Here is a 21,859-nt window from a genome sequence, read left to right on the forward strand (position 1 = left end):
CCGACTGAGGCCGCCCCGGACAGGGCCTCGGGACGGCCTCGGCGCGGACGCTCACGCGCGCCTGCGGCGGGTGCGGGGCAGCAGGACGGCCGCGGCCACCAGCCACAGGAGCCCGCCGAACCGGATGACCGGCAGCAGCGGCGCGAACCCGTCGGCGAGCAGGGCCAGCGTGGACAGCATCCCGGCGGCGGCCAGGGCCAGCCCGATCCAGGTCAGCGGGCGCGGCAGCAGCCCGGCGAGGAGACCGGTCACCGAGACCCCGGCCACGAGCATCGCGAAGCCCGCGCCGTAGAAGGGGCCGCCGGCCAGGAACGACAGGTCGGCGAGCGCGCGGGCGAGCGCGGGGCTCGCGTCGTCCGGCAGCCGCCCGCCCGTCCAGGCGGCCATCGCGCTCAGCGTCAGCGCGACCGAGGCCAGCAGCCCGCCCGCCAATGTGATGGCCGAACCCGGCGCGGTGATGCCGAGCGCGCGCAGCCTGCGGTACAGGACGGCGGCCAGCAGCGCCAGCGGGATCGCCGAGGCCAGCAGCAGCCACGAGCCCGCCTTGATCGCGGTGCCGTGCTCCTGGGCGTACCGCAGCACTTCGGCGCCCGGCGCGTCCGGATGCGGCGTGGCGCGGTTGGCGATCACGTATCCGACGGTCAGCGCGGCGAAGGACAGGACGGGCACGAGCAGCGGCGGCCCGGACTGCGGGCGGTGGCGGGACGGCGCGGAACGCTCCGGAACGGATGCGGTGGTCATGAGCTCTCCTCGATGGGTTCATCGCTATACACTCGATAATGATTACAAAGCAGAACGATTGTCAAGTGGCTATCATGTCCACATGGGTATGAACGATGAGGAGGGTCGTCCCCCGGTCCAGGTCGGGGTGGCGTTCCTGCTGGCCCAACTGGGCGCGCACGCGGCCGGCCGGTTCGCCGAGCGGATCGCGGAGCTGGACCTGACCCCGCCGCAGGCCGGGCTGCTCCGCATGCTGGCCGGCGCCCCCGGCCGCAGCCAGCGGCAACTCGCCGACGAGCTCGGCATGCCGCCGAGCCGCTTCGTCCCGTTCGCGGACGAGCTGGAGGAGCGGGGGCTCATCGAGCGCCGCCGCAACCCCGAAGACCGGCGCCTCTACGCGCTGTACCTGACCGACGAGGGCTTCGTCCTGCTCGCCAGGCTCGCGGAGGCGGGCGCGGCGCACGAGAGGGAGATGTGCCGGGCGCTGTCGGAGGACGAGCGCCAGGACGTGAAGGCGCTGCTGGAGCGCGTCGCCGAGCAGCAGGGGCTCGGCAGGGGGATCCACCCCGGCTTCCGGCACCTCAGGCCGGGGCGCAGGCCAGGGTGAGACGCGCGAGGCCGTCCCGGAACCCGGGACGGCCTCGGAGTGCGGGCGGCGTCAGACGCCGAACTCGGCGACGATCGTGGCGCGCGCCAGGGTGTGGGCGGTGATGTTGAAGCCCACGACGGCCGGGGAGGTGTCCGGGCCGAGGCCGAGCGACTCCACGTCCAGCGCGTGGACGGTGAAGACGTAGCGGTGCGGGTCGCCGGGCGGCGGGGCGGCGCCGCCGAACGCCCTGACCCCGTAGTCGTTGCGGGCGTGCACGCCGACCTTGGCGTCCTCGGTCCCGGCGCCCGTGGGCAGCTCCGTGACGCTCGCGGGGATGTCGAACAGCGACCAGTGCCAGAAGCCGCTGCCGGTCGGCGCGTCCGGGTCGTAGCAGGTCACCGCGAAGCTCTTCGTCGCGTCCGGGAACCCGGACCAGCGCAGGTGCGGGGACTCGTTGCCGCCGCTGAAACCCCAGTCGTCGAACACGTGCCGGTCCGCGAGCCGCTCGCCCTCGGCGACGTCGTCGCTGGCGACCGTGAACGAGGGGACCTCGGGCAGGTGCTCGTGCGGAAGCGGGGGCTTGCCGGGCATGGCGACCTCCTCCATCAGGATCATCGTGACACCCCATCTCTACCAGGGGGCGTCACGTTCTGACGGCCGCCATCGTGAACTCGGCGACGAAGCGGTCGACGAACAGGGTGAACGGGCACGCCGATCATCGACCAGAGGGTGTCGCCCAGCCGCAGCGCCACCCTTGCCGGTGCGCGCTACTTGCCGGTCGCCTCGATGTAGGCCGCGATGACCTCTTCGGGGTCGCCGTCCATGTGCATGCGGCCCTCGTCGATCCAGATGACGCGGTCGCACATGTCCTTGACCGTGTCGAGCTGGTGCGCGACGAGGAACACCGCGCCGGCGTCGTTGCGCAGCTCCTCGATGCGGCGCTTGCTCTTGACCCGGAACTTGGCGTCGCCCGTGGCGAGCGCCTCGTCGATCAGCAGGACGTCGTGGGTCTTGGCCGCGGCGATCGCGAACCGGAGGCGGGCGCCCATGCCGGAGGAGTACGTCCGCATGGGGTACTGGATGAAGCCCTCCTTCAGCCCGGCGAAGTCGACGATCTCCTTGTACTTGGAGCGGGTCTCCGCCGGGGTCATGCCCATCGCGAGGCAGCCGAGGACGATGTTGCGCTCGCCGGTGAGGTCCTTCATCAGGGCCGCGTTCACGCCCAGCAGGGACGGCTGCCCGTCGGTGTAGACGCCGCCGCGGTGCGGGGGCAGCAGCCCCGCGATCGCCTTCAGCAGCGTCGACTTGCCGGAGCCGTTGGTGCCGATGATGCCGACGGCCTCGCCCCGGTACGCGACGAACGACAGCCCCTTGATCGCGTGGACCTCGGTCATGGACGGGCGGTGCTTGCGGCGCAGGACGCGCGAGAACGCGCTCGCGGCGTTGCCCTTGCCGCCCGCTCCGTACACCCGGTAGACGATGTGCAGGTCGTCGACGACGACGATCGGCTCCCGGGTCGGGTCGATGGCGGCGGTCCCGCGGACCTTCGTGTCAGCCACGGCCGTAGCGCTCCTCGGCACGGTAGAAGAACAGGAACCCGCCCACCAGCATCACCGCGGCCCACACGACCGCGTAGAGCCACAGCTGCCCCGTCGAGGTGGCGTGCGCGAGACCTCCGACGTAGTTCCGGTACTCGCCGAGCAGGACGTGCCGGCTGAGCTCGACGTACACGTACGCCGGGTTCAGCTGCAGCAGCTCGCCCAGCCACGGGTACTCGGCCAGCCGGGTGCCCGGCTTCATCAGCGACGGCAGGCTGAAGATCACGCCGGACATGTAGAGCCAGGTCCGCATGACGAACGGCAGCAGCTGGGTGATGTCGCGGTTGAACGCCCCGAGCCGCGCCATGACCATGCTGATGCCCACGTTGAACATGAGCTGGAGCGCCATCACCGGGACGAACAGCAGCATCTGGAAGCTGATCGGCTCGCCGAACGCGAACACGATCACGAACAGGACGACCAGGGCGAGCAGCAGCTGCTGCAGTTCCACGATCGCGATCGCCAGGGGAAGGGTGGCGCGCGGGAAGTGCAGGGCTCTGATCAGCGAAAGGTTGTCGCCGACGGACTTGGACCCCGACGTGACCGACCGCTGGGTGAACCCGAACAGGAAGACGCCGGTCACCAGGAAGGGAATGAAGTCGGGCACTCCGCGCTTGGTGTCCAGCAGCAGACCGAAGATCAGGAAGTAGACGCCGGCGTTCAGCAGCGGGGTCAGCAGCTGCCACACCTGACCCAGTCGCGAGTCGGTGTACATCGAGATGTTCTTGGCGGATGCGAACGCCCAGATGAAGTTCCGGCGATCCCACACATCTTGGATGTACTTGCGCAGCGGGGGGCGCGCAGCGCTCTGCCTCAGCCCGTATCGTGCGGCGTAGTCGGCCAGGGTCCCGTTCACGTGAGGATGCTCCGCGATCGTCCCGACCGACTCGCCACCCGGGGTTCCGAGCCGTTCCGGGTGACTCATGTCGCGAAGCCTATTGCAGTCGCTGAGTCCACAGTGACGTTCGCCCGCATGTGACCCCCGATTTGAGATCTTTACGGAATCATGTCGGCCTCCCTGGGGATACCCGGGACATGCGCGTCAACCATTCCCGGCGCACCTGTGCGCCGTCACGATCCGTCACCCGGCGCCGGTCGCGGCAGGCCCAGGAGCACCGGGCCTGGCCGCAGAGCGTCCCCCTCCTGCGCAGGCTCGGCCGGATGGACCGGTGGGCGTTCGATCAGGTGGCGTCGGCGCGGCTGCGCGGGCTGGAGTACGTCCTGCCGCGGCTGTCGCGGTTCGCCGACCACGGGGTGCTGTGGTTCTCGGCGGCCGGCGCGATGGGGATCGCGGGACGGCCCCGGCTGCGGCGCGCGGCGCTGCGCGGGGCCATCGCGATCGCCGTGGCGAGCCCCGCGGTGAACATCGTCGGAAAGCAGGCCTTCCGCCGCAGGCGGCCCGTCGTCGACCTCGTCCCCCCGATCCGGATCCGGTGGAAGCTGCCGACGTCGCACGCCTTCCCCTCCGGGCACTCGGCCTCGGCCGCGGCGTTCGCGACCGGCGTCGCGCTGGAGGCGCCGGCGGCGGTGGGCGTCCCGGTCGCGGCGACGGCGGCGGCGGTGGCCTTCTCCCGCATCTACACCGGCGCCCACTATCCGGGCGACGTCATGGCGGGGCTCGGGATCGGCGCGCTCGCCGGGATCGGGACGCGGTTGGTGTGGCCCTCCCGGCCTCCGGTGGCGCGCGTGGCCCCGGCCGGGGACGGGAACGTGCGAGTCGCCCAGGACGGGCGGGGCGTGGTGGCCGTCGTCAACCTGGCCTCGGGCCCCTCGGTCGATCCGGAGGCCGGGATCCTCCCGCGACGTTCGGAGATCGCGCTCGCGCTGATCGAGGCCGAGCTGCCCGCGGCGGAGATCGTCCGGCTGGAGCCGGGCGGGGACGTCGACAAGGCGTGCGCCGAGGCCGCCGAGCGGGCCGACGTGCTGGCCGTGGTCGGCGGCGACGGCACCGTGAGCGCGGCCGCGCGGGCCGCGCTGGGCCGCGACGTCCCGCTGCTGGTCGTCCCCGGCGGGACGTTCGACCACTTCTCCCGCGCGGTCGGCGTGGAGACCGCGGCGCAGGCGATCAGGGCCTACCGGGAGGGCCGCGTCGGCCGCGCCGACGTCTCCTACGTGACGCCGTTGTCCGCCGAGGCGGGGGACGGGGCGGAGCAGGTGTTCCTCAACACCGCGAGCATCGGCGCCTACACCGAGGTGGTCGACCGGCGCGTCCGGCTGGAGAGGCGGATCGGGAAGTGGCCCGCGCTCGCGGTCGCCGCCGTCCGCACGCTGCGGCACTCCGAGCCCGTCGAGCTGATGGTGGACGGCAGGCGCCGGCGGGTCTGGCTGGCGTTCGTCGGCAACGGCGTCTTCGGCTCGTGGGGCGCCGCGCCCACCTGGCGCGAGCGCCTCGACGACGGGCAGCTCGACGTCCGCATGGTCACGACCGGGAGCCGCGCGCCCCGCGTCCGCGCGGTCGCCGCGATCGTCGCGGGCCACCTGCGCGTCACGCCCGGGTACCGCTCGTGGCGGACGACCGGCATGGAGGTCGTCTCGCCGACCGGTGATCTGCGGCTGGCGCGCGACGGAGAGCTGGCGTCGCTGCCGCGCGCGGTGCGCTTCGGCAAGCACCCCCGTGCACTCCGAGTGTTCACGATTCACGCCCCGGTGACCGGGTAGGGCACGGGAAGTCCATGAAGGAGGAGATCACACGATGACGAGCCGTGACCTGGGAGTCGCGCCCGGCGACCTCAGCGACGACGACCTGCTCCGTGAGCTCGGCCACCTGTACGAGACGAGGTTGGACGCGCTGCGGCACGCCGCCGACCAGGCCTACGGCGAGCACACGCGGCGCATGAACGAGTTCGAGGCCGAGTACCTGCGCCGGCGTCCCGGCCGGGAGATCGACCCCGAGCGGATGCGCGACGGGGCCCGCGCCCGCTGACGGCGCCCGGCGCGCTCCCCACGCCTGCCGTCCCGGAGGGGCCCGTGTTGTTCGGACGTTCGTTCTGTTCGGGTAAAGGCGCGGGCGCCCGCCGCGGGTGAGCGGCAGGGTCCGTGAAAGATCCCGTTGGGATCGTCGGGGGGTGTGGTCGGTGGGGCGGATCGGGCCTGGGCGCCGTCGGGAGGGACGGGGGCGCCGCAAGCGGCTACGGCACGGCGTCCGGCATTGGTGGCCCATCGTGGCGGGCACCGCCGCGTCGACGGGGCTCCTGCTGGGCGCCTACCTGGAGGGCCCGCGGCTCTCCGGGGTGTCGGCGGCGCTCACCGTGCCGCACCGCGACGCGGCCAGGCGGGGCGGGCCCGGCGCGCTGCCGCCCGAGCGCCTGATGAGCACGTTCACCACGCGGTTCGCGGCGGGGGAGCCCCGCGTCCACAACATCGAGCTCGGCGCGCGGGCCCTGGACGGTCAGGTCGTCGAGCCCGGCGCGACGTTCTCGTTCAACGACGCCGTCGGGCCCCGCACCCGGAGCCGCGGGTACGTGCCCGCGCCCGCGATCATGGGCTCGCGGCTGGCGGACGACGTGGGCGGCGGCATCTGCCAGGTGTCCACGACGCTGTACAACGCGGTGTTCCTGGCCGGGCTGGACATCCGGAAGGCACGCGCCCACACCCTGTGGATGCCGGAGTACCCGGAAGGGCGCGAGGCCGCGGTGTTCTATCCGCAGCTCGACTTCGCCTGGAGGAACGACACCGGCGAGTCGGTGCGGATCCAGGTGACCTACTCGGCGACGTCGCTGACGGTGAACCTGTGGGGCCGGCGGAGGTACGAGGTGCGGTCGCAGACGTCCGACCGCTACGGCTTCAGGCCGTTCGAGTCGGCCGTGGGCCGCGGCGGCGAGTGCATCCCCATGGCGGGCCGGGAGGGCTTCGAGGTCGACGTGTGGCGGATGCTGCTCGCCGATGGGCGCGAGGTTCGCCGTGAGAGGTTCCACACCGAGTACCGCCCGCAGCCCGAGGTGGAGTGCCTCTGATCCGCGTGGCAGGGTGGGATGCATGGAGGGAACGTTCGAGCTCGGGCCGGAAGACGGGCGGCTGCTCGTCCGGACGGGGCGCAGCGGCCTCGGCCGGCGCGCGGGGCACGACCTGACCATCGAGGCCGCGCGCTGGTCGGCGGCGGTCGAGGCGCGCGAGCCCCTGGAGGCTTCGTCGGTCGAGGTGACCGTCGAGGTGGACGGGCTGGAGGTGCGGGAGGGCGCCGGCGGTGTGAAGCCGCTCACCGACCAGGACCGCGCGGAGATCGTGAAGAACCTGCGGAAGGTCCTGGACGTCCGGCGGTATCCGCAGATCCGGTTCGTCTCCACCGCGATCGGCGAGGACGCCGTCGAGGGCGACCTGACGATCATGGGCCGGGTCAAGCCGGTGCGGCTCGCGGCGGCCCGGGACGGCGAGCGGGTGCGCGGCGGCGTCACCGTCGAGCAGAGCCGCTGGGGCATCAAGCCCTACTCGGCGTTCTTCGGCGCGCTCCGGCTCGCCGACGAGATCGAGGTCGAGTTCGACGTCCGCCTGCCCGAGTAGGCCCCGCCCGGCGGCGCCGGGCCCCAGGTTCCTCCGCCGCTGAAGATCGAATGCACTAGGGTGCTTGATCACCGCATTCCGGACATTCGATCTTCAGGGGGCCGCTGTGGCGGAGCTGAGCAGGCGGAACTTCGGGAAGGCGGCGGGCCTGGTGGCCGCGCCGGCGCTGCTCGCGGGCTGCGCGTCCGGGGGGTCCCGGACGGCGCGGGCGGCGGCAGCGGCCCGCACGTGGGGGGTGACCGGCAAGGCGCTCGCCGGACTCGGCGGCTTCGACGCCACGCTCAAGAGCTTCATGCAGGCGCGCGCGATCCCCTGCGGGCAGCTCGCCGTCGTCCGCAAGGGCAAGCTGGTCCTGTCGCGCGGCTACACCTACGCCGAGGACGGCGCCTTCAAGACGCAGCCGACCTCGCCGTTCCGCATCGCGAGCATCTCCAAGCCCGTCACGGCGACGGCGGTGCTCCGGCTCGTCCAGGACGGGAAGCTGAAGCTCACCGACCGGGCGGCGACGCTGCTGGGGCTCTCCACGACGGCCGACCCGCGTCTCAAGGACGTCACGGTGCTGCGGCTGCTCCAGCACCTCGGCGGCTGGGACAGCGGCATCTCGCCCGACCCGATGTTCCGGGACGCGGCGATCGCCAAGGAGCTCGGCGTCGCGCTGCCGGTGTCCCAGGCGAACATCATGAAGTACGCGTCGGCGCGCGCGCTCGACCACGCGCCCGGCACTCAGTACGCCTACTCCAACTACGGGTACCTGCTGCTCGGCCGGATCATCGAGAAGGTCACCGGGAAGAAGTACGAGGACTACGTCCGGCAGACCGTGCTCGCGCCCCGGGGCATCACGCGGATGCGCCTGGGCAAGTCCCGCACGAAGGCCACCGGCGAGGTCCCGTACTACTCGACCTACACCGGCGCCACCGTGTTCGACAACAGCGGCACCAAGGTGCCCTTCCCGGACGGCGCGTTCAACCTGGAGAACATGGACGCGCACGGCGGCTGGCTGGCCACCGCCATGGACCTCACGCGCTTCGCGGGCGTGTACGACGGCGGGACGTCCGTCCTGACGTCGGCGTCCGTCAGCCGGGCGTTCGCCAAGCCGGAGACGGGCGTCAACGCCGACGGCTGGTACTACGGCTGCGGATGGCAGGTGCGTCCGGTGACCGGCGGCCGCAACACCTGGCACAACGGGAGCCTGGCCGGGACGTACACGCTGCTGGTCCGGCGGTACGACGGCCTGTCGTGGGCGGTCCTGTTCGACCAGCGGCAGGAGGGCGCCGCCGCGAGCTACGGCGACATCGACTCGCTGCTGCACAAGGCCGCGAACGCGGTGACGACCTGGCCGACCGGCGACCTGACCTCCACCTACTTCTAGCACGAGGACCCGCCTCTGGCGCGGGCCGCGCGTGCGTACTGGTCGTCCAGGCTGCGCGGGAACGGCATCATCCGGTGCCGTTCCCGCCAGGGCGCGTACTGGCGGACGGCGTTGAACCCCGCCGCGGTGACGATCCGCTCGACGTTCGGCCCGGGCACCCAGGCGGGATAGACGTCCAGATGGGCGACGTGCGGCGGCAGGCCGCCGGGTCTCGCGGGCGACACCAGCGTCATCGGCGGACGGACCCGTTCGAGCGACGCCATGTCCTGCGCGTAGGCGACGAGCTGGAGCGTCTCCGCGTCGGGGCCGCTGTGCACGATGAGCCAGCCGTCCACGTCGACCGGCTCCGACGGGGGATCGGCGAGCGTCAACGGCACGACCTCGTCCGACACCGTGCGCAGATGGGCATGGTGGGCGGGATCGAGTTCCTCCAGGACGAACGTCCGGTCGAAGCGGGGCGGGCTCGCGGGGAGCAGGGGCCGGTAGGCGTCCCAGCGCAGCAGCCGCGCCAGATGCGTCGTCCTCGTCCCGGAGGGGAATCCGGTCAGCTCCCCCCTCAGCCCGGCGGGGAACGCGTCCACGATCACCTCGTCCGGCCGCAGGGCCGTCGGGCCGGCGGTCTCCACGACGTCCCAGCCGTCCGTCACGCGCGGGTCGGCCGCGAACCGCGACCCGGTCACGACGGTGACCGGCCCCTCCCGCCCGAGGGTGTGCAGGACGGACCGGAGCCGCGTCAGATGCCCCAGCCCGTCACCGGCGGCGTAGCAGACGATCAACGTGTCTCGTCGAGGACGGCCAGGTAGCCCGCGGTCTCGGCGGCCGGGGTGAAGTCGCGCCGGATCCGCTCGGCGCCCGCCGCGCCGAGCTTCGCCAGTTCCTCGCCGCCCGCCCGCGCGGCCCGGTCGACCGCCGCGCGGCACGCGTGCGGGTCGCCCGCCGGGAAGGTGAACCCGATCTCGTCGTCGGCCACGTCCGCCAGCCCGCCGGCGTCCGACGCGATCAGCGGCACGCCGAGCGCCGCCGCCTCCAGCGCCACGTTCGGCATCCCGTCGTAGAAGGAGGGGAGCGCGACCAGGTCGCAGCTCGCGTAGACGGCCGGCAGGTCGTACCGCTCCAGGAACGGCAGGAACGAGTGCGGGACGTCGTGCTCCCCGAGCCACTCCCGCACGGAGTCCTCGACCTCGCCGACGAGCAGCAGGTGGAAGGCGTCGGTGCGGCGCGACGCCGCCAGGGCCTCCAGGAAGAAGCCGACGCCCTTCTTGACCTTGAGCTGGCCGATGAGCCCGATCGTCCGGCGCCCGGGGGCGACGTTCTCCTCACGCCACGCCCGGCCCTGCTCCCGTTCGGAGGGCAGCACCCGCCACTGCGCGGTGTCGACGCTGTTGGCGACGAACGCGACCGCCGCGTCCGGGGCGAGCGCCGACACCAGCGGCGCGTGCGAGCGGGCGACGACGCACACGCGGGACGAGGCGCGGAGCGCGTCCGCCAGCACGCCGCGCCGCCGCATCGAGAAGGCGCCGACGTCGATGTCGTTGCCGCGCAGCAGCGTCACCAGCGGCGCGCCGAGCAGCGCGGACAGGACGGGCGCGGCGAGCATCGCGTGGACGCCGCCGAACGCCGCGACGTGGCTGTACCCGGTCAGGTCCGCGGCGGTGATCGTCGTCCACAGGCGGCGCAGCGCGTGCTCGGAGTCGTCCCCGAGCGGCGCGGTGACGAGCCGCCCGCCGTGCTCGCGCGACACGCTCCACGGCCGCGACCGCCGGGTCAGGTGGGCGACGTCGACCTCGGCGCCGGCGCCCCGCAGGCCCCGCACGATCCGGTCGCACGACTGCGCCATGCCGCCCCGGCTCGGCGGGTAGTGCTCGGTGATCCACAGGACGCGGGGCATCAGCTGTCCACGAAGCCCGTGTCGTCGTCCGGTCCCCAGTCACCGCCGTGGGAGTAGTCGTCGCCAGGGTTGAACGCGCCGCGGTCGTACTCGTCGAACGAGGAGTACCAGTAGCCGTCGTTGTAGGTCTGCGAGCTGCCCCGGTAGTAGTCGCGCCGGTACCCGTGCGTCCAGCCCGGGTGGTGCGGGTCCTGCGTCCGGTACCCCTGCGCCGCGGCGCATTCGGGGCACAGCGCGTTCGGTCCGGCGTGCGCGGCGCAGACGGGCCGGCCGCACTGCGGGCACGCCGCCACCGCGGCCTGCCCGCAGCGTCCGAGCACGAAGAACCCGGTGGTCACGGTGCAGCGGTTCACGTGGTCCTCCTCGCGGCCGTGCCGGGCGGCGTCCACCGGAACGGCTCCGTCGACACCTGCAGGATCCGGTCCACCAGCACCCTGTCCTCCACCGGCCCGGGGAACTTCCCGCTCGCGCGGACCACCAGCCGGCTGCCCTGCTTCACCTGCACCCTGACCCAGCGGGGCGGCGGCGACGAGGGCCGCCGGACGGCCGCGTCCTTGGCCAGCCTCCGGGTGACCCGCACGAGCTGCACCGTCTTCGACTTGCTCTTGTACTTGATCTTGCCGCGCGCGTTCCTCTTGCGGTACTTGCGGTGCCGCACCCGGTCGGAGACCGAGAGCTCCACGACGCTGCCGTCGCGCAGCTCCGCCCGCATCCGCAGCCACGGGTCGAACGCGTACCACTGCCTGAGCCCCGAGATCGGGGGCCGGGAGGGCAGCGACTGCTGGGGGCCGTTCTTCTCCGGGACGCGCGACCCGCGCATGTCCGCGGACACCGACAGCACCCCGTCGGGCGGCATGTCGGCCGACAGCACCCGCAGCAGCGGCACGAGCACGCCCGGGACCCGCTGGTGCAGCCGCCACCTGCGCCGCCGCACCTGCGCCGCGTGCTGCGCGAGGCTCTGGATCACCGGCTCCCAGTCGTCCCGCCGCAGCGAGACGGAGAAGCCCTGCTCCAGGGTCAGCGCCTTGTGCAGCGGATGGAACCGCTCGATGGCGGCCTTCTGTTTACGCCAGAACATGACGAACCACCTATCGACCCCGTGTCAGCGTGCGGTAGACCTCGGCCAGCCGGGCGCGCGACCGCGCCCAGGTCAGGCTCTCCTCGATGTGCGCGCGGCCCCTCCGCCCCATCGCCGCGGCCTCCTCCGGGTACTCCAGCAGGATCCGGACGGCCCGGGCCAGCTCGGCGGGACGGTCCGCCGGCACCAGCCGCCCGTGCCGCCCGTCCGCCATCAGCTCGCGGACGGCGGGCAGGTCCGAGGCGACCACCGGGACGCCCGCCGCCATCGACTCGATCACCTTCAGCGGCGCGCACCCCTGGTCCAGGTTGCGGGCGCAGCCCGTCAGCGGCGCCACCGACACCTCGGCGTGCGCCAGCCAGGCGGCGACCTCGTGGTGCGGCAGCGCGAACCGCCAGTCGACCCGCCCGGCGACGCCGAGGCGCTCGGCCAGCCGCCGCACCGGCTTGGCCCGCCGCTCCGGGACGGACGCGCACACCACCAGCCGCAGGCCGGGCAGGTCGGCGAGCCGCGCGAACGCGCGCATCAGCACGTCCAGGCCCTGCCACGGCTGCAGCGCGCCGACGTAGACGAGATACCGCTCGGGCGCGCCCGCGGGACGTTCCGGCCTGTCGCCGACGTCGGCGCCGTTGGGGACCAGGTGGATCCGCCCCTCCGGCACCCCGAGCCCCCGGACGGCCTCGCCGATCACCCGCGACGGCACCACGACCGCGTCGCTGCGCTCCAGGCAGAACCGCTCCAGCTCGCGGATCTTGCCGAGCGTGGCGGGCGCGGCCCAGGGCCAGGTGTGGCTCATCTCGATGGACGGCAGCCCGTTGACCTCGTACACGACCGTGTGGCGCCGCCCGTCCGCGACCGCCGGAAGCGCGCTCCACGGGTCGCGCACGTGGCAGACCTCCAACGTCTCCCAGTGCGGCCGCAGGTGGGCCGCGACCCAGCCGGAGAACGCCTCGGCCCGGTCGATCAGGTTGGGGATCGACGCGTCGAACCGCGCGACCTCCCGCGTCCCCTCCCGCTGGTAGCGCGGCAGGTCGCCGCCGCCGATCGCGGCGAGCAGCCCGCCCCCGAACCGCGTGAACAGCTCGTCGGCCATCTGCGCGATGTGGACCGCCGACCCCTTGCTCGACGGGAACCGGTCGAACGCGACGTACGCCGCCCTGTGCCGTGGAGGACCGTGGCTCATCCGACCGCCGCCCCCTCCGGCACGGTCCGCAGCCCGCGGTGCCAGGCGATCTGGTCCGCGAGCCCCTCGGCCAGGTCCGTCGCGGCCGTCCAGCCGAGCAGTTCCCGGGCGCGGGACGTGTCGGCCCAGGTGCGCGTCGCGTCCCCGGCCACGGGCGTCTCGCGCCGGATCTGGGCCGGGACGCCCAGCGCGCCGGTGAGCATCGCGATCGCGTCGCGGACCGCCACGTGCTCGGCGTGCCCCACGTTGACCGCGACGCCGGGCGCCAGGTCCTCGGCCGCCGCCGCCAGCGTGGCCGCGACGACGTCCCGCACGTGCGTGAAGCTCCTGGAGCTGCGCCCGTCCCCGAACACCGGCAGCGGGCGCCCGTCCAGCGCCGCCTCGACGAACCGGTGGAACGCCATGTCGGGGCGCTGCCGGGGGCCGTAGACCGAGAAGTACCGGAGCAGCACCGTCCGCAGCCCGCTCCCGGCGGCCGTCCGCGCGAGCCGCTCCGCCTTCGCCTTGCTCACCGCGTACGGGCTGGCCGGCTTCAGCGGATCGTCCTCCCGGTTCGGGCGCGGTCCCGCCGACCCGTACACCGACGAACTGGACGCGACGACGACCTTCGGTCTCAACCGGGGCGGCCGCTGCACGCAGGCCGCGAGGAGCCGCCGCGTCGCCGCCACGTTGTCCCGCTCGACGACCGCCCTGCCCGGCCCCCACGAGTCGCGCACCCCGGGCCGTCCCGCCAGATGCACGACGACGTCCGCGGCCGAGACGGCGGTGAGATCGTCCACCGCGAGGTCGAGTTCGGCGGCGACGACCCCCGGCCTGGTCGCGACCCTCGCCCACGTCCGCCGCGCGACGCCGGGACTCAGCGAACGCTCCGGCGCGTCGACGGCCAGCACCTCGTGCCCCGCCCCCGAGAACGCGTCGACGACATGGCTCCCGATGAACCCCGCCGCACCAGTCACCACCACCCGCACCCGGGCACCCTATCCATCACCCCCCGAAGTAGGACAGGGCTCCCGTCCCTGCTCACACGGGACTCTCCGCCGGGACACCTCGGGGCGCGGTGCGGAAACCTGCGGGTCGACGCTTCCCCGGTGAACAGAAAAGGGGTGGCCGGACATGCGTCCGGCCACCCGCTCCGTTCCTCACCGCATCAGCGGCGAAGTCCGGTCAGCTCTGGCTCGTGGTCCCCTCGGGCTTGGCGCCCCCGGGGTGGGAGCCGTCCGTGTCGTTCTTGGCCTGGCCCAGCAGCTCGAAGCCCGCCGTCCGGACCTCGGGGTCGCTGCTCTGGGTCATGTTCACACCGTTGTTCCACATGGCGGCGTTGTGGGTGTCACTCATCTAGATCACAACCTTGGGTGCGTCTGGTTTCAACCCCGCGACGCGAGGTGACCCGGTCCTTGATGACCGGGTCGACGACCATCTTAGATGATCTTGCTGCCGCGCTGTCACGCCGTCATCGGACGCCGGCAAGGCCAGGGGGTCGGGACCGCCCCCTCACCCGGCTCGGCCGGAGTTCGCCTGCCCTGCCTTTCCGGCCGCCCGTTGTTGTGATATCCAAACCGGGCGGCCCACTCCTGTCGGCGCCGCGCTTGCGGCCGGGGGCAGGTGGTGCAGGGGCGATGGGAGCGGGCATCGAACCGCTGAGCGAGGCGTTCCAGACCGGCGGCCGAGGCGGCGCGCAGCCGGAGAGCGTCCCGTGGCGGCTAGTCGTGGTGGTCTTCGACGGCGCGCTGCTGGGGAGCATGTCCTTCGCCTGCGGAGTGTTCGACATCGCGATGCACTACGGCGCCCTGCCCGGCATGGACCTGCGGATCGTCGCGGGCGAGCCCGGCGCCGCGATCGTCGGCGGAGGACTGTCGTGCGCCGTCCCGCATGATCTGGAGGCGGTCCGGGCCGCGGACCTGATCGTCGTCCCGAACCTGCCTCAGCTGACGGCCGAACGCCCGCCCGAACCGGTGCTGGAGGCGGTGCGCGCCGCGCACGCGCGGGGCGCGCGGGTGGCGGGCCTGTGCAGCGGGGCGTTCGTGCTCGCGGCCGCCGGCCTGCTGGACGGCCGCCCGGCGACGACGCACTGGTCGGTCGCGGCACGGCTGGCCGAACTCCACCCGGCGGTCCGGGTCGACGCGTCGGTCCTGTACATCGATGACGGTGACGTGCTGACCGCGGGCGGCGGCGCCGCGGGGATGGACCTCGGGCTGCACCTGATCCGGTCCATGCTGGGCTCCGCGGATGCCAACCGGGTGGCCAGGGCCATGGTGGTGCCGCCGCACCGGCCCGGCGGACAGGCCCAGTACGTCGAGGCGCCGGTCCCCGACCCCGACGCCGCGGACCCGGTGGCCGAGACGATCGCCTGGGCGCTCGAACGCCTGGACTCGGCGCTGCCCGTGTCGGCCCTGGCACGCCGCGCGCACATGAGCCGGCGCAACTACGACCGCCGGTTCCGGGAGATCACCGGCTCCGCGCCCGCGCGGTGGCTCGTCCACCAGCGCGTCATCCGCGCGCAGCAGCTGCTGGAGACGAGCGACATGCCGGTCGACGAGGTCGCCCGGCGCTCCGGGTTCCCCTCGGCCGCCGCGCTGCGCGCACGTTTCCGGCAGGTGGCCGGAGTCACCCCCACCGCCTACCGCGAGACGTTCGCTCACCCCACCGAGGGCCACGGTTTGTCCTGAAACCGTCGCCCGTCGGCCGGAATCGACCTCACGGCCGAGCGCGACGGCGGATGAGAATCAGGCCACCAGAGCTACGGAACCCCGCATGAACAGAAGGGAACCCCCACGCCCATGCGCTTCCGAGGTTTCACGCTCGCCGCCGCCGCGCTTCTGGCGGGCGCCGCCCTGACCGTCCCCGCGTCCGCCGCCGCCCCGGCCGACACCGGGCGGTCCGTCCCCCTCACCAACACCGCCACCTTCAACAGTCCGCCCGGAGCCGAGATCGTCAGCCATCTGGCCGACATGATCGAGGGCGCCAAAGAGGGTTCGACGATCATGTTCACCGCCTTCCGGTTCCAAGAGCCGATGATCGCCGATCAACTGATGCTCGCGGCGAAGAAGGGCGTGAAAGTCCAGCTCCTGGTCGACGCCGGGGCGATCGACTCCCCGGAGTACACCCGCGTTAAGCAGGCCCTCGAAGATGACGGCAAAGACGAGACGTGGGCGCGCCACTGCCGGCAGGTACTCGGTGCTCCTCCGTACCCCTCCTGCCAGGGAACGAACGCGATGCACAACAAGTTCGTTCTCTTCTCCGAGACCATGGGAGCCCTGAATGTGGTCTCCACCGGCTCGGCGAACATGAGGAAATCCTCCGGCAGCGATGCTTGGAACAGCTGGTACACGCACGTCGGAGACGCGGGCCTGTTCAACCGCTACGCCGGTTACTTCCAGGACATGCTGAGAATGGAGGGGAAGCCCGACTACTACAACGAGAACCCGCCGAAGCTCGCCGGCGACATCAAGAGCTACTTCTACCCGCGGGCGCCCGTGGAGGGCGACCTGTACGCGAACGACACCGTCGCGCACACCCTGGAGGCGACCGGCTGCCCCGGCAAGATCCGCATCGCGAACTGGTCGCTCACCAGAAGCACGGTCGCCAAGTGGCTCGTCAAGAAGGCCGCCAGCGGCTGCAGTGTCGAAATCGTCGTCCGCAAGATGCACGGTGCGGCCTGCCGGCCGCTGGCGCAGGCCATGGAGCTCGGCTACCCGGTGCGGATGTGGTCGTACGACCAGGACGACAGGAAGGCCCCGAACTACGTCCACGCCAAGGACATGATGATCGAGGCGCCCTACCCGAACACCACGCAGCAGGCCAAGGTCGTGTTCACCGGCAGCGCCAATCTCAACCACGATTCTCTGGAGAACAACGACGAGAACGTCATGAGGATCATGAACGAAGATCTCATCTACGCGGCGTTCGTCAAGAACTTCGACAACATCAAGAACCACGTGGAGACCTCGGGGCAGGGGTTCCGGATCAAGAACGTCCAGGACTGCGAGCGCGCGTACCCGCAGGGGTAGTGCGCTCTGAAGCCCGCTCGTGAGGGGGCCCGCGTGGCTCAGCGGGGGCGGGCCACGCGGGTCTCGTCCCAGACGGGGTCCGCGGACTCGTAGACCGAGCCGTCGGACCCGAAGACGAGATGGCGGTCGAAGGCACGCGCGAACCAGCGGTCGTGGGTGACCGCGACGACCGTGCCCTCGAAGCGCTCCAGGCCCTCCTGGAGCGCTTCGGCGCTGGCCAGGTCGAGGTTGTCGGTCGGCTCGTCCAGCAGGAGCAGGGTGGCGCCGCCCAGCTCCAGCAGCAGGATCTGCAGGCGGGCCTGCTGGCCCCCGGAGAGCGTCTCGAAGGGCTGCTCGGCGCACACGTTCAGCTCGTAGCGCGTGAGCGCGCTCATGGCGTCGTTGCGCAGCCGCGCGTGCTCGGTCATGACGATCTCGCACGGAGTGCGTCCGGCCAGGTCGGGACGGGCGTGCGTCTGCGCGAACAGGCCCGGGACCACCCGCGCGCCCAAGCGCGCCACGCCGGTGTGCGCGACGGGCCTCACCGGCGTCGCGCCGCGCGGGAGCGCCTCGGCGACGGCCGCGAGGAGGCGCAGGAAGTGTGACTTCCCGGAGCCGTTCGAGCCCAGGACGGCGACGCGCTCGCCGTACCAGACCTCGGTGCCGAACGGCTTCATCAGGCCCGTCAGTTCGAGGTTCTCGCAGACCACCGCGCGCTTGCCGGTCCTGCCGCCGCGCAGGCGCATCTTGAGGTTCTGGTCGCGGGGCGGGATCTCGGGCGGCCCCGCCTCCTCGAACTTGCGCAGCCGGGTCTGCGCCGCGCGGTAGCGGGACGCGAAACCGTCGTTCACCGTGGCCTTGGTCCGCAGGGTGTTGACCAGTTCCTTGAGCTTCGCGTGCTCCTCGTCCCAGCGGCGCCGCAACTCCTCCAGTCGCTCGTTGCGGTCGCGGCGCGCGGCGGCGTAGGTGGAGAACCGGCCGCCGTGGATCCACACCCGGGACGCCTCGACGGTGACGATCCGGTCGGCGGAGCGGTCGAGCAGCTCGCGGTCGTGCGACACCAGCAGGACGGTCTTCGGTGTCTCCCGCAGCCGCTCCTCCAGCCACCGCTTGCCCGGGACGTCCAGATAGTTGTCGGGCTCGTCGAGGAGGAGGACCTCGTCGGGGCCGCGGAGCAGCGCTTCGAGCGCGAGCCTCTTCTGCTCGCCGCCCGACAGGGTGCGGACCTCGCGCCACCGGCACGAGTCGTAGGAGACGCCGAGGGCCGCGACGCAGCACGCGTCCCACAGCACCTCGGCCTCGTAGCCGCCCGCGTCGCCCCACCCTGCGAGGGCCGTGGCGTAGCGGAGCTGGGCGGGCTCGTCGTCGCGCTCCATCATCACCAGCTCGGCGGCCTCCACCGCGGCCGCCGCCTCCCGAACCCGGGGCGGGGCCAGCGACAGCAGGAGGTCGTGCACGCTCGACCCGTCCCGCACGCTGCCGATGAACTGGCGCATGACGCCGACGCCGCCGCTGTGCGCGACGGTCCCGGACTGCGGCGCCAGATCGCCCGCGATCAAACGCAGGAGCGTCGTCTTGCCCGCGCCGTTCGGCCCCACGAGGGCGGCCGTGACGCCGTCGCCGACCCGGAAGGAGACGTCGTCGAGCAGCATCCGGCCGTCCGGCAGCACATGGCCGACGTGGCCCACCTCGACGTGTCCCATGCCGCCGAGTCTCGGGAAGCCCCGCCACGCCGTCAATCGATTTACCGTCGATCCACCGGGCTGTCGGCGGCGCCAGGCGTCACCGACATCGGGCAGGCGGAACCCGGAGCCTCGGCATTCCGCGCGCGGACGCGGACAGGCACCGCGACCAGGAGCGCGATGCCCCGCCCTGCGGAACCACCTGCCCATGATCATCAGGGCGGACGGTCCATGGGGTGGGCGATCCCGGATGATCGTCTACGAATGCGACAAACAAGATCCTCGAAGGAGAAATCGCCATGACCGATGGCACCAGCAACCTCGCCCCCCTCACCGACGAGCAGTACGCGGAGCTGACGCGCGTCAGCGGTGGTGTGGACCGGGAGTGCTACGACAGCCTCCGGCAGCAGTGCCCCGACGTCTCGCACGAGGAGTTCGTGGCCTCGCAGACGGGGGAGTGCCCGTGGCCTCTGTACCTGTTCGCCGTTGTGCGCGAGGTGGCCACCGCGGAGGAGAGCGAGGAGGTCTGGAAGGCCGCGCGGGAGCGTGGCCGCACCGAGGGCTTCCTCTACGGCTACAACTACGGCCGCAAGAACAGCCTGTCGCATGACGCTCTCCTGAGCGCCGATGCCGCGGGTGTGGCGCCGTTCGAATACACCCGCCTCCGGCAGCAGGGCGACGACCACGACACGATCATCGCCGCCGGCAGGCGGTCCGACAAGTAGTCGCTCGCTTCCCGCGAGCGACTCGACCTGGGACCGGCTTCGTCTTCCGAAGCCGGTCCTACCCTTTCGGGCACCTCACGGCGTCACCGGCGACCGGACGTGGTCCGCCGCGGAGTCGAGGGCGATCTTGGACGCGTCGCCGGGTCACGCGTTCGGAGCCGCCCGCGACTGCCTGAGGGCCCCTGCGGGGCCGTGTGGAGCACCTTGCCGGGAAGCGGTCGGAGGCGTCTTCTGGGACCGGCGGATCTCCAGAGGACGGCGAAGGCGCCCTGAGCAAGGCCGATGGTCAGTACCCTTGTGGCCGTGAGTCGAGAAGGTGTGACGCCGCAGAGCGAGGATTTCTCCGCCTGGTACAACGAGCTGGTGGTGCAGGCCCAGCTCGTCGACCGCGGACCGGTTCGCGGCACGATGGTCATCCGCCCGTACGGTTACCGGGTGTGGGAGCTGCTCCAGGCCGACCTGGACCGGCGCATCAAGGAGGCCGGGCACGACAACGCCTGCTTCCCGATGCTCATCCCGGAGTCCTACCTCAAGCGCGAGGCCGAGCACGTCGAGGGCTTCTCCCCGGAGCTGGCCGTCGTCACGCACGCCGGCGGCAAGGAACTGGAGGAGCCGCTGGTCATGCGGCCGACCTCCGAGACGGTCATCGGCGAGTACATGGCCAAGTGGATCGACTCGCACCGCGACCTGCCGCTGCTGCTGAACCAGTGGGCGAACGTCGTCCGGTGGGAGATGCGCCCCCGGATGTTCCTGCGCACCACCGAGTTCCTCTGGCAGGAGGGCCACACCGCGCACGCCGACGAGGACGACGCGATGCGCGAGACGATGTGGGCGCTGGACGCCTACGCGAGCGTCGCGCGGGAACTGGCGGCGATCCCGGTCGTGGCGGGGGAGAAGACGCCCGGCGAGCGGTTCGCCGGCGCCGTCCGCACCTACACGATCGAGGCGATGATGCGCGACGGCCGGGCCCTGCAGGCCGGCACGTCCCACTACCTCGGCACCAACTTCGCCAAGGCGTTCGAGATCCAGTACCAGGACGAGGAGGGCAAGCTCACCCTCGCCCACACCACGTCCTGGGGCATGAGCACCCGCATGATCGGCGGCGTGATCATGACGCACGGGGACGACAAGGGCCTGGTGATGCCGCCCCGGCTCGCGCCCTACCAGGTCGTGATCGTGCCGATCGGCCGCAAGGAGCAGGGCGAGCAGGCCGCCGCGGAGGCCCGCCGGCTCGGCGCTGCGATCAAGTCGACGGGCGTGCGGGTGCACGTCGACGACAACCGCCCGCAGCTGTCGCCCGGCTTCAAGTTCAACGAGTGGGAGATGCGCGGCGTCCCGATCCGCATCGAGCTCGGCAAGCGCGACATCGAGGGTGGCGTCGCCACCGTCGTCCGGCGGCTCCCGACCGTCGAGGGGCAGGGCAAGGAGCAGATCCCGCTGGACAAGGTGCCCGAGATCCTGCCCGGGATGCTCGCCGACTTCCAGTCGTTCCTGCTGGCCAGGGCCGAGAAGTTCCGCGAGGACAACACCGCGGTCGTGGACGGCTGGGACGCGTTCGCCGCGCAGGTCGCCACCGGCTGGGCCCGCGCGTTCCACTGCGGCGACGCCGCCTGCGAGGACGGCATCAAGGCCGAGACCGCCGCGACCCCGCGCGTCATCGCGACCGACGCGCCCGAGGAGACCGGCGTCTGCGTGAAGTGCGACCGCCCGTCCGCCTACGGCAAGCGCGTCATCTTCGGCCGCTCCTACTGAGGCGCCTCTGAGCGGGCCCGCCGAGGGGCGGGCCCGCCCCTCGGCGGGCCGGCGAGGGACCCGACGTTTCGGTTTTCATGGTCCGCCCAGGCAAGTCCATCGGCATCGACAGGGAGGACCACGTTCCTCTCGTGGCGCGTGAGCACTCTGCGCTCCCCCAAGAGGGTTTTTCGGTCTCGCCTTCGATTTGGCTTCTCGGCGAGACAGCGGAAAGGTAGCTGTCGCTGCGGCTATAGGACCGCAGAGCAGACCTCAACGCATTCGAGGAACTCTTATGGACTTCTTCAAGAAATATCGCTGGCCAGCCCTGCTCGTCTGCCTTCTGGCGGCGGGGGGCGGCCTGCTGGCGGCCCTGGACGGCCTGCCGGCCCGCAACTCGACCCCGGCCCCCCCGAAGGACTGGGGCACCTGCCCGAACGGGACGAAGATCTCGTCCTGGGCCCGTGGGTCCTCGACGCCGACCGATGGTGTCATCACCAAGCACCTTGAACAGCGGGGGTGCTGGGCTGCCGTCAAGGACCCGACTGGAACGGTTCTCTACAACCAGGTGATCCGCTCGCACCGCTACGTCGTGGTGACGGGCAACGGACGCACTGTGACGAGGCTGGTCGACGGGCGGAATCCCGAAGACTGCAAGATCGGGCGGCCGTACCGCCGCTGCCTCCTCTCAACTGCCGTCGACTGAGGACTCCCTCGGCCGACGGCCGGCTCCTGAATCCTCGGAGCGTGCGACGCGCGCTCCGAGGGTTCCTTCGCCGCGTTCGCGACCGCACCGGCCTGGACCGTGACGGC

Annotated in this window: 23 protein-coding genes; 11 read left to right on the forward strand and 12 right to left on the reverse strand. The window is 72.2% G+C overall.

The features are described from left to right. Window positions 1-51: 51 nt before the first annotated feature. Entirely contained in the window at window positions 52-741 is a 690-nt protein-coding gene (locus AB0H37_RS20755; RefSeq protein ID WP_360614462.1) for a DUF4386 domain-containing protein, read from the reverse strand. An 82-nt stretch (window positions 742-823) separates the two neighbouring features. Between AB0H37_RS20755 and AB0H37_RS20760 the strand changes: the two genes are divergently transcribed. Beyond that, window positions 824-1,327, forward strand: a complete 504-nt coding sequence (locus AB0H37_RS20760) for a MarR family transcriptional regulator (protein ID WP_329095302.1) — start codon at window positions 824-826, stop codon at window positions 1,325-1,327. A 51-nt stretch (window positions 1,328-1,378) separates the two neighbouring features. Here the strand turns inward: AB0H37_RS20760 and AB0H37_RS20765 are convergent, their stop codons facing one another. The 3 genes from AB0H37_RS20765 to AB0H37_RS20775 all read right to left on the reverse strand — a co-directional run bounded on the left by AB0H37_RS20765 (window position 1,379) and on the right by AB0H37_RS20775 (window position 3,832). Next, window positions 1,379-1,900 carry a YbhB/YbcL family Raf kinase inhibitor-like protein gene (locus AB0H37_RS20765; protein ID WP_329098401.1) on the reverse strand — a complete coding sequence of 174 codons (522 nt, stop codon included), beginning with the start codon at window positions 1,898-1,900 and terminating at the stop codon, window positions 1,379-1,381. A 176-nt stretch (window positions 1,901-2,076) separates the two neighbouring features. Further along, window positions 2,077-2,868 (reverse strand): ABC transporter ATP-binding protein, encoded by a 792-nt coding sequence (locus AB0H37_RS20770; RefSeq protein WP_329095300.1) that lies wholly within the window; start codon window positions 2,866-2,868, stop codon window positions 2,077-2,079. Further along, window positions 2,861-3,832 (reverse strand): ABC transporter permease, encoded by a 972-nt coding sequence (locus AB0H37_RS20775; protein ID WP_329095298.1) that lies wholly within the window; start codon window positions 3,830-3,832, stop codon window positions 2,861-2,863. Before AB0H37_RS20775 ends, AB0H37_RS20770 begins: the two co-directional genes overlap by 8 nt. Window positions 3,833-3,942: 110 nt before the next feature. Between AB0H37_RS20775 and AB0H37_RS20780 the strand changes: the two genes are divergently transcribed. From AB0H37_RS20780 to AB0H37_RS20800, 5 genes are all read left to right on the forward strand, one after another. After that, window positions 3,943-5,565 carry a phosphatase PAP2 family protein gene (locus tag AB0H37_RS20780; protein WP_360614464.1) on the forward strand — a complete coding sequence of 541 codons (1,623 nt, stop codon included), beginning with the start codon at window positions 3,943-3,945 and terminating at the stop codon, window positions 5,563-5,565. A gap of 34 nt (window positions 5,566-5,599) precedes the next feature. After that, a complete protein-coding gene (locus tag AB0H37_RS20785) occupies window positions 5,600-5,830 on the forward strand; it encodes a DUF6158 family protein (RefSeq protein WP_179832498.1) in 231 nt (76 codons plus the stop codon). A 238-nt stretch (window positions 5,831-6,068) separates the two neighbouring features. Beyond that, a complete protein-coding gene (locus tag AB0H37_RS20790; RefSeq protein ID WP_329095293.1) occupies window positions 6,069-6,860 on the forward strand; it encodes a VanW family protein in 792 nt (263 codons plus the stop codon). A gap of 22 nt (window positions 6,861-6,882) precedes the next feature. After that, window positions 6,883-7,404, forward strand: coding sequence for a YceI family protein (locus AB0H37_RS20795; RefSeq protein WP_179832500.1), 522 nt, complete (start codon window positions 6,883-6,885; stop codon window positions 7,402-7,404). Between the two features lie 106 nt (window positions 7,405-7,510). Further along, window positions 7,511-8,773 carry a serine hydrolase domain-containing protein gene (locus tag AB0H37_RS20800; RefSeq protein WP_360614467.1) on the forward strand — a complete coding sequence of 421 codons (1,263 nt, stop codon included), beginning with the start codon at window positions 7,511-7,513 and terminating at the stop codon, window positions 8,771-8,773. Here the strand turns inward: AB0H37_RS20800 and AB0H37_RS20805 are convergent. The 7 genes from AB0H37_RS20805 to AB0H37_RS20835 form a co-directional block, all read right to left on the reverse strand. Next, entirely contained in the window at window positions 8,770-9,549 is a 780-nt protein-coding gene (locus tag AB0H37_RS20805; RefSeq protein ID WP_360614469.1) for a hypothetical protein, read from the reverse strand. The genes AB0H37_RS20800 and AB0H37_RS20805 overlap by 4 nt on opposite strands. Then, window positions 9,546-10,661: a glycosyltransferase family 4 protein gene (locus tag AB0H37_RS20810; RefSeq protein WP_179832503.1), complete on the reverse strand. Its 1,116-nt coding sequence runs from the start codon at window positions 10,659-10,661 to the stop codon at window positions 9,546-9,548. The genes AB0H37_RS20805 and AB0H37_RS20810 overlap by 4 nt, the downstream gene beginning before the upstream one ends. After that, window positions 10,661-11,014 (reverse strand): hypothetical protein, encoded by a 354-nt coding sequence (locus AB0H37_RS20815; protein ID WP_179832504.1) that lies wholly within the window; start codon window positions 11,012-11,014, stop codon window positions 10,661-10,663. The genes AB0H37_RS20810 and AB0H37_RS20815 overlap by 1 nt, the downstream gene beginning before the upstream one ends. Then, complete coding sequence (locus AB0H37_RS20820) at window positions 11,011-11,739, reverse strand: hypothetical protein (protein ID WP_179832505.1); 729 nt, start codon at window positions 11,737-11,739, stop codon at window positions 11,011-11,013. Before AB0H37_RS20820 ends, AB0H37_RS20815 begins: the two co-directional genes overlap by 4 nt. A 10-nt stretch (window positions 11,740-11,749) precedes the next feature. Then, on the reverse strand, window positions 11,750-12,922 hold the full coding sequence (locus AB0H37_RS20825) for a glycosyltransferase family 4 protein (RefSeq protein ID WP_360614471.1): 1,173 nt from the start codon (window positions 12,920-12,922) through the stop codon (window positions 11,750-11,752). After that, window positions 12,919-13,890, reverse strand: a complete 972-nt coding sequence (locus AB0H37_RS20830) for an NAD-dependent epimerase/dehydratase family protein (RefSeq protein WP_360614473.1) — start codon at window positions 13,888-13,890, stop codon at window positions 12,919-12,921. Before AB0H37_RS20830 ends, AB0H37_RS20825 begins: the two co-directional genes overlap by 4 nt. Window positions 13,891-14,086: 196 nt before the next feature. Then, complete coding sequence (locus AB0H37_RS20835; RefSeq protein ID WP_329095280.1) at window positions 14,087-14,257, reverse strand: hypothetical protein; 171 nt, start codon at window positions 14,255-14,257, stop codon at window positions 14,087-14,089. 281 nt (window positions 14,258-14,538) lie between these two features. Here AB0H37_RS20835 and AB0H37_RS20840 point away from each other — a divergent pair, with 281 nt between their 5' ends. Both AB0H37_RS20840 and AB0H37_RS20845 read left to right on the forward strand, forming a co-directional pair. Next, window positions 14,539-15,588: a helix-turn-helix domain-containing protein gene (locus AB0H37_RS20840; RefSeq protein WP_329095278.1), complete on the forward strand. Its 1,050-nt coding sequence runs from the start codon at window positions 14,539-14,541 to the stop codon at window positions 15,586-15,588. A 111-nt stretch (window positions 15,589-15,699) separates the two neighbouring features. Then, window positions 15,700-16,929, forward strand: coding sequence for a phospholipase D-like domain-containing protein (locus tag AB0H37_RS20845; protein WP_360614475.1), 1,230 nt, complete (start codon window positions 15,700-15,702; stop codon window positions 16,927-16,929). A 38-nt stretch (window positions 16,930-16,967) separates the two neighbouring features. On the opposite strand, the gene AB0H37_RS20850 is transcribed toward AB0H37_RS20845, so the two are convergent. Next, a complete protein-coding gene (locus tag AB0H37_RS20850; protein ID WP_360614477.1) occupies window positions 16,968-18,611 on the reverse strand; it encodes an ATP-binding cassette domain-containing protein in 1,644 nt (547 codons plus the stop codon). A 278-nt stretch (window positions 18,612-18,889) separates the two neighbouring features. On the opposite strand from AB0H37_RS20850, the gene AB0H37_RS20855 reads away from it, so the two are divergent. From AB0H37_RS20855 to AB0H37_RS20865, 3 genes are all read left to right on the forward strand, one after another. Then, on the forward strand, window positions 18,890-19,315 hold the full coding sequence (locus AB0H37_RS20855) for a hypothetical protein (RefSeq protein ID WP_360614479.1): 426 nt from the start codon (window positions 18,890-18,892) through the stop codon (window positions 19,313-19,315). Window positions 19,316-19,618: 303 nt separating this feature from the next. Then, the gene (gene proS / locus AB0H37_RS20860; RefSeq protein WP_329095268.1) at window positions 19,619-21,067 is read left to right on the forward strand and encodes a proline--tRNA ligase; all 1,449 of its coding nucleotides are present in this window, start codon (window positions 19,619-19,621) and stop codon (window positions 21,065-21,067) included. A 274-nt stretch (window positions 21,068-21,341) separates the two neighbouring features. Further along, window positions 21,342-21,752 carry a hypothetical protein gene (locus AB0H37_RS20865; RefSeq protein WP_360614481.1) on the forward strand — a complete coding sequence of 137 codons (411 nt, stop codon included), beginning with the start codon at window positions 21,342-21,344 and terminating at the stop codon, window positions 21,750-21,752. Window positions 21,753-21,859: the final 107 nt, after the last annotated feature.

It is taken from the genome of Actinomadura sp. NPDC023710 (assembly GCF_040639875.1).
GTDB classification, from domain to species: Bacteria; Actinomycetota; Actinomycetes; order Streptosporangiales; family Streptosporangiaceae; genus Spirillospora; species Spirillospora citrea.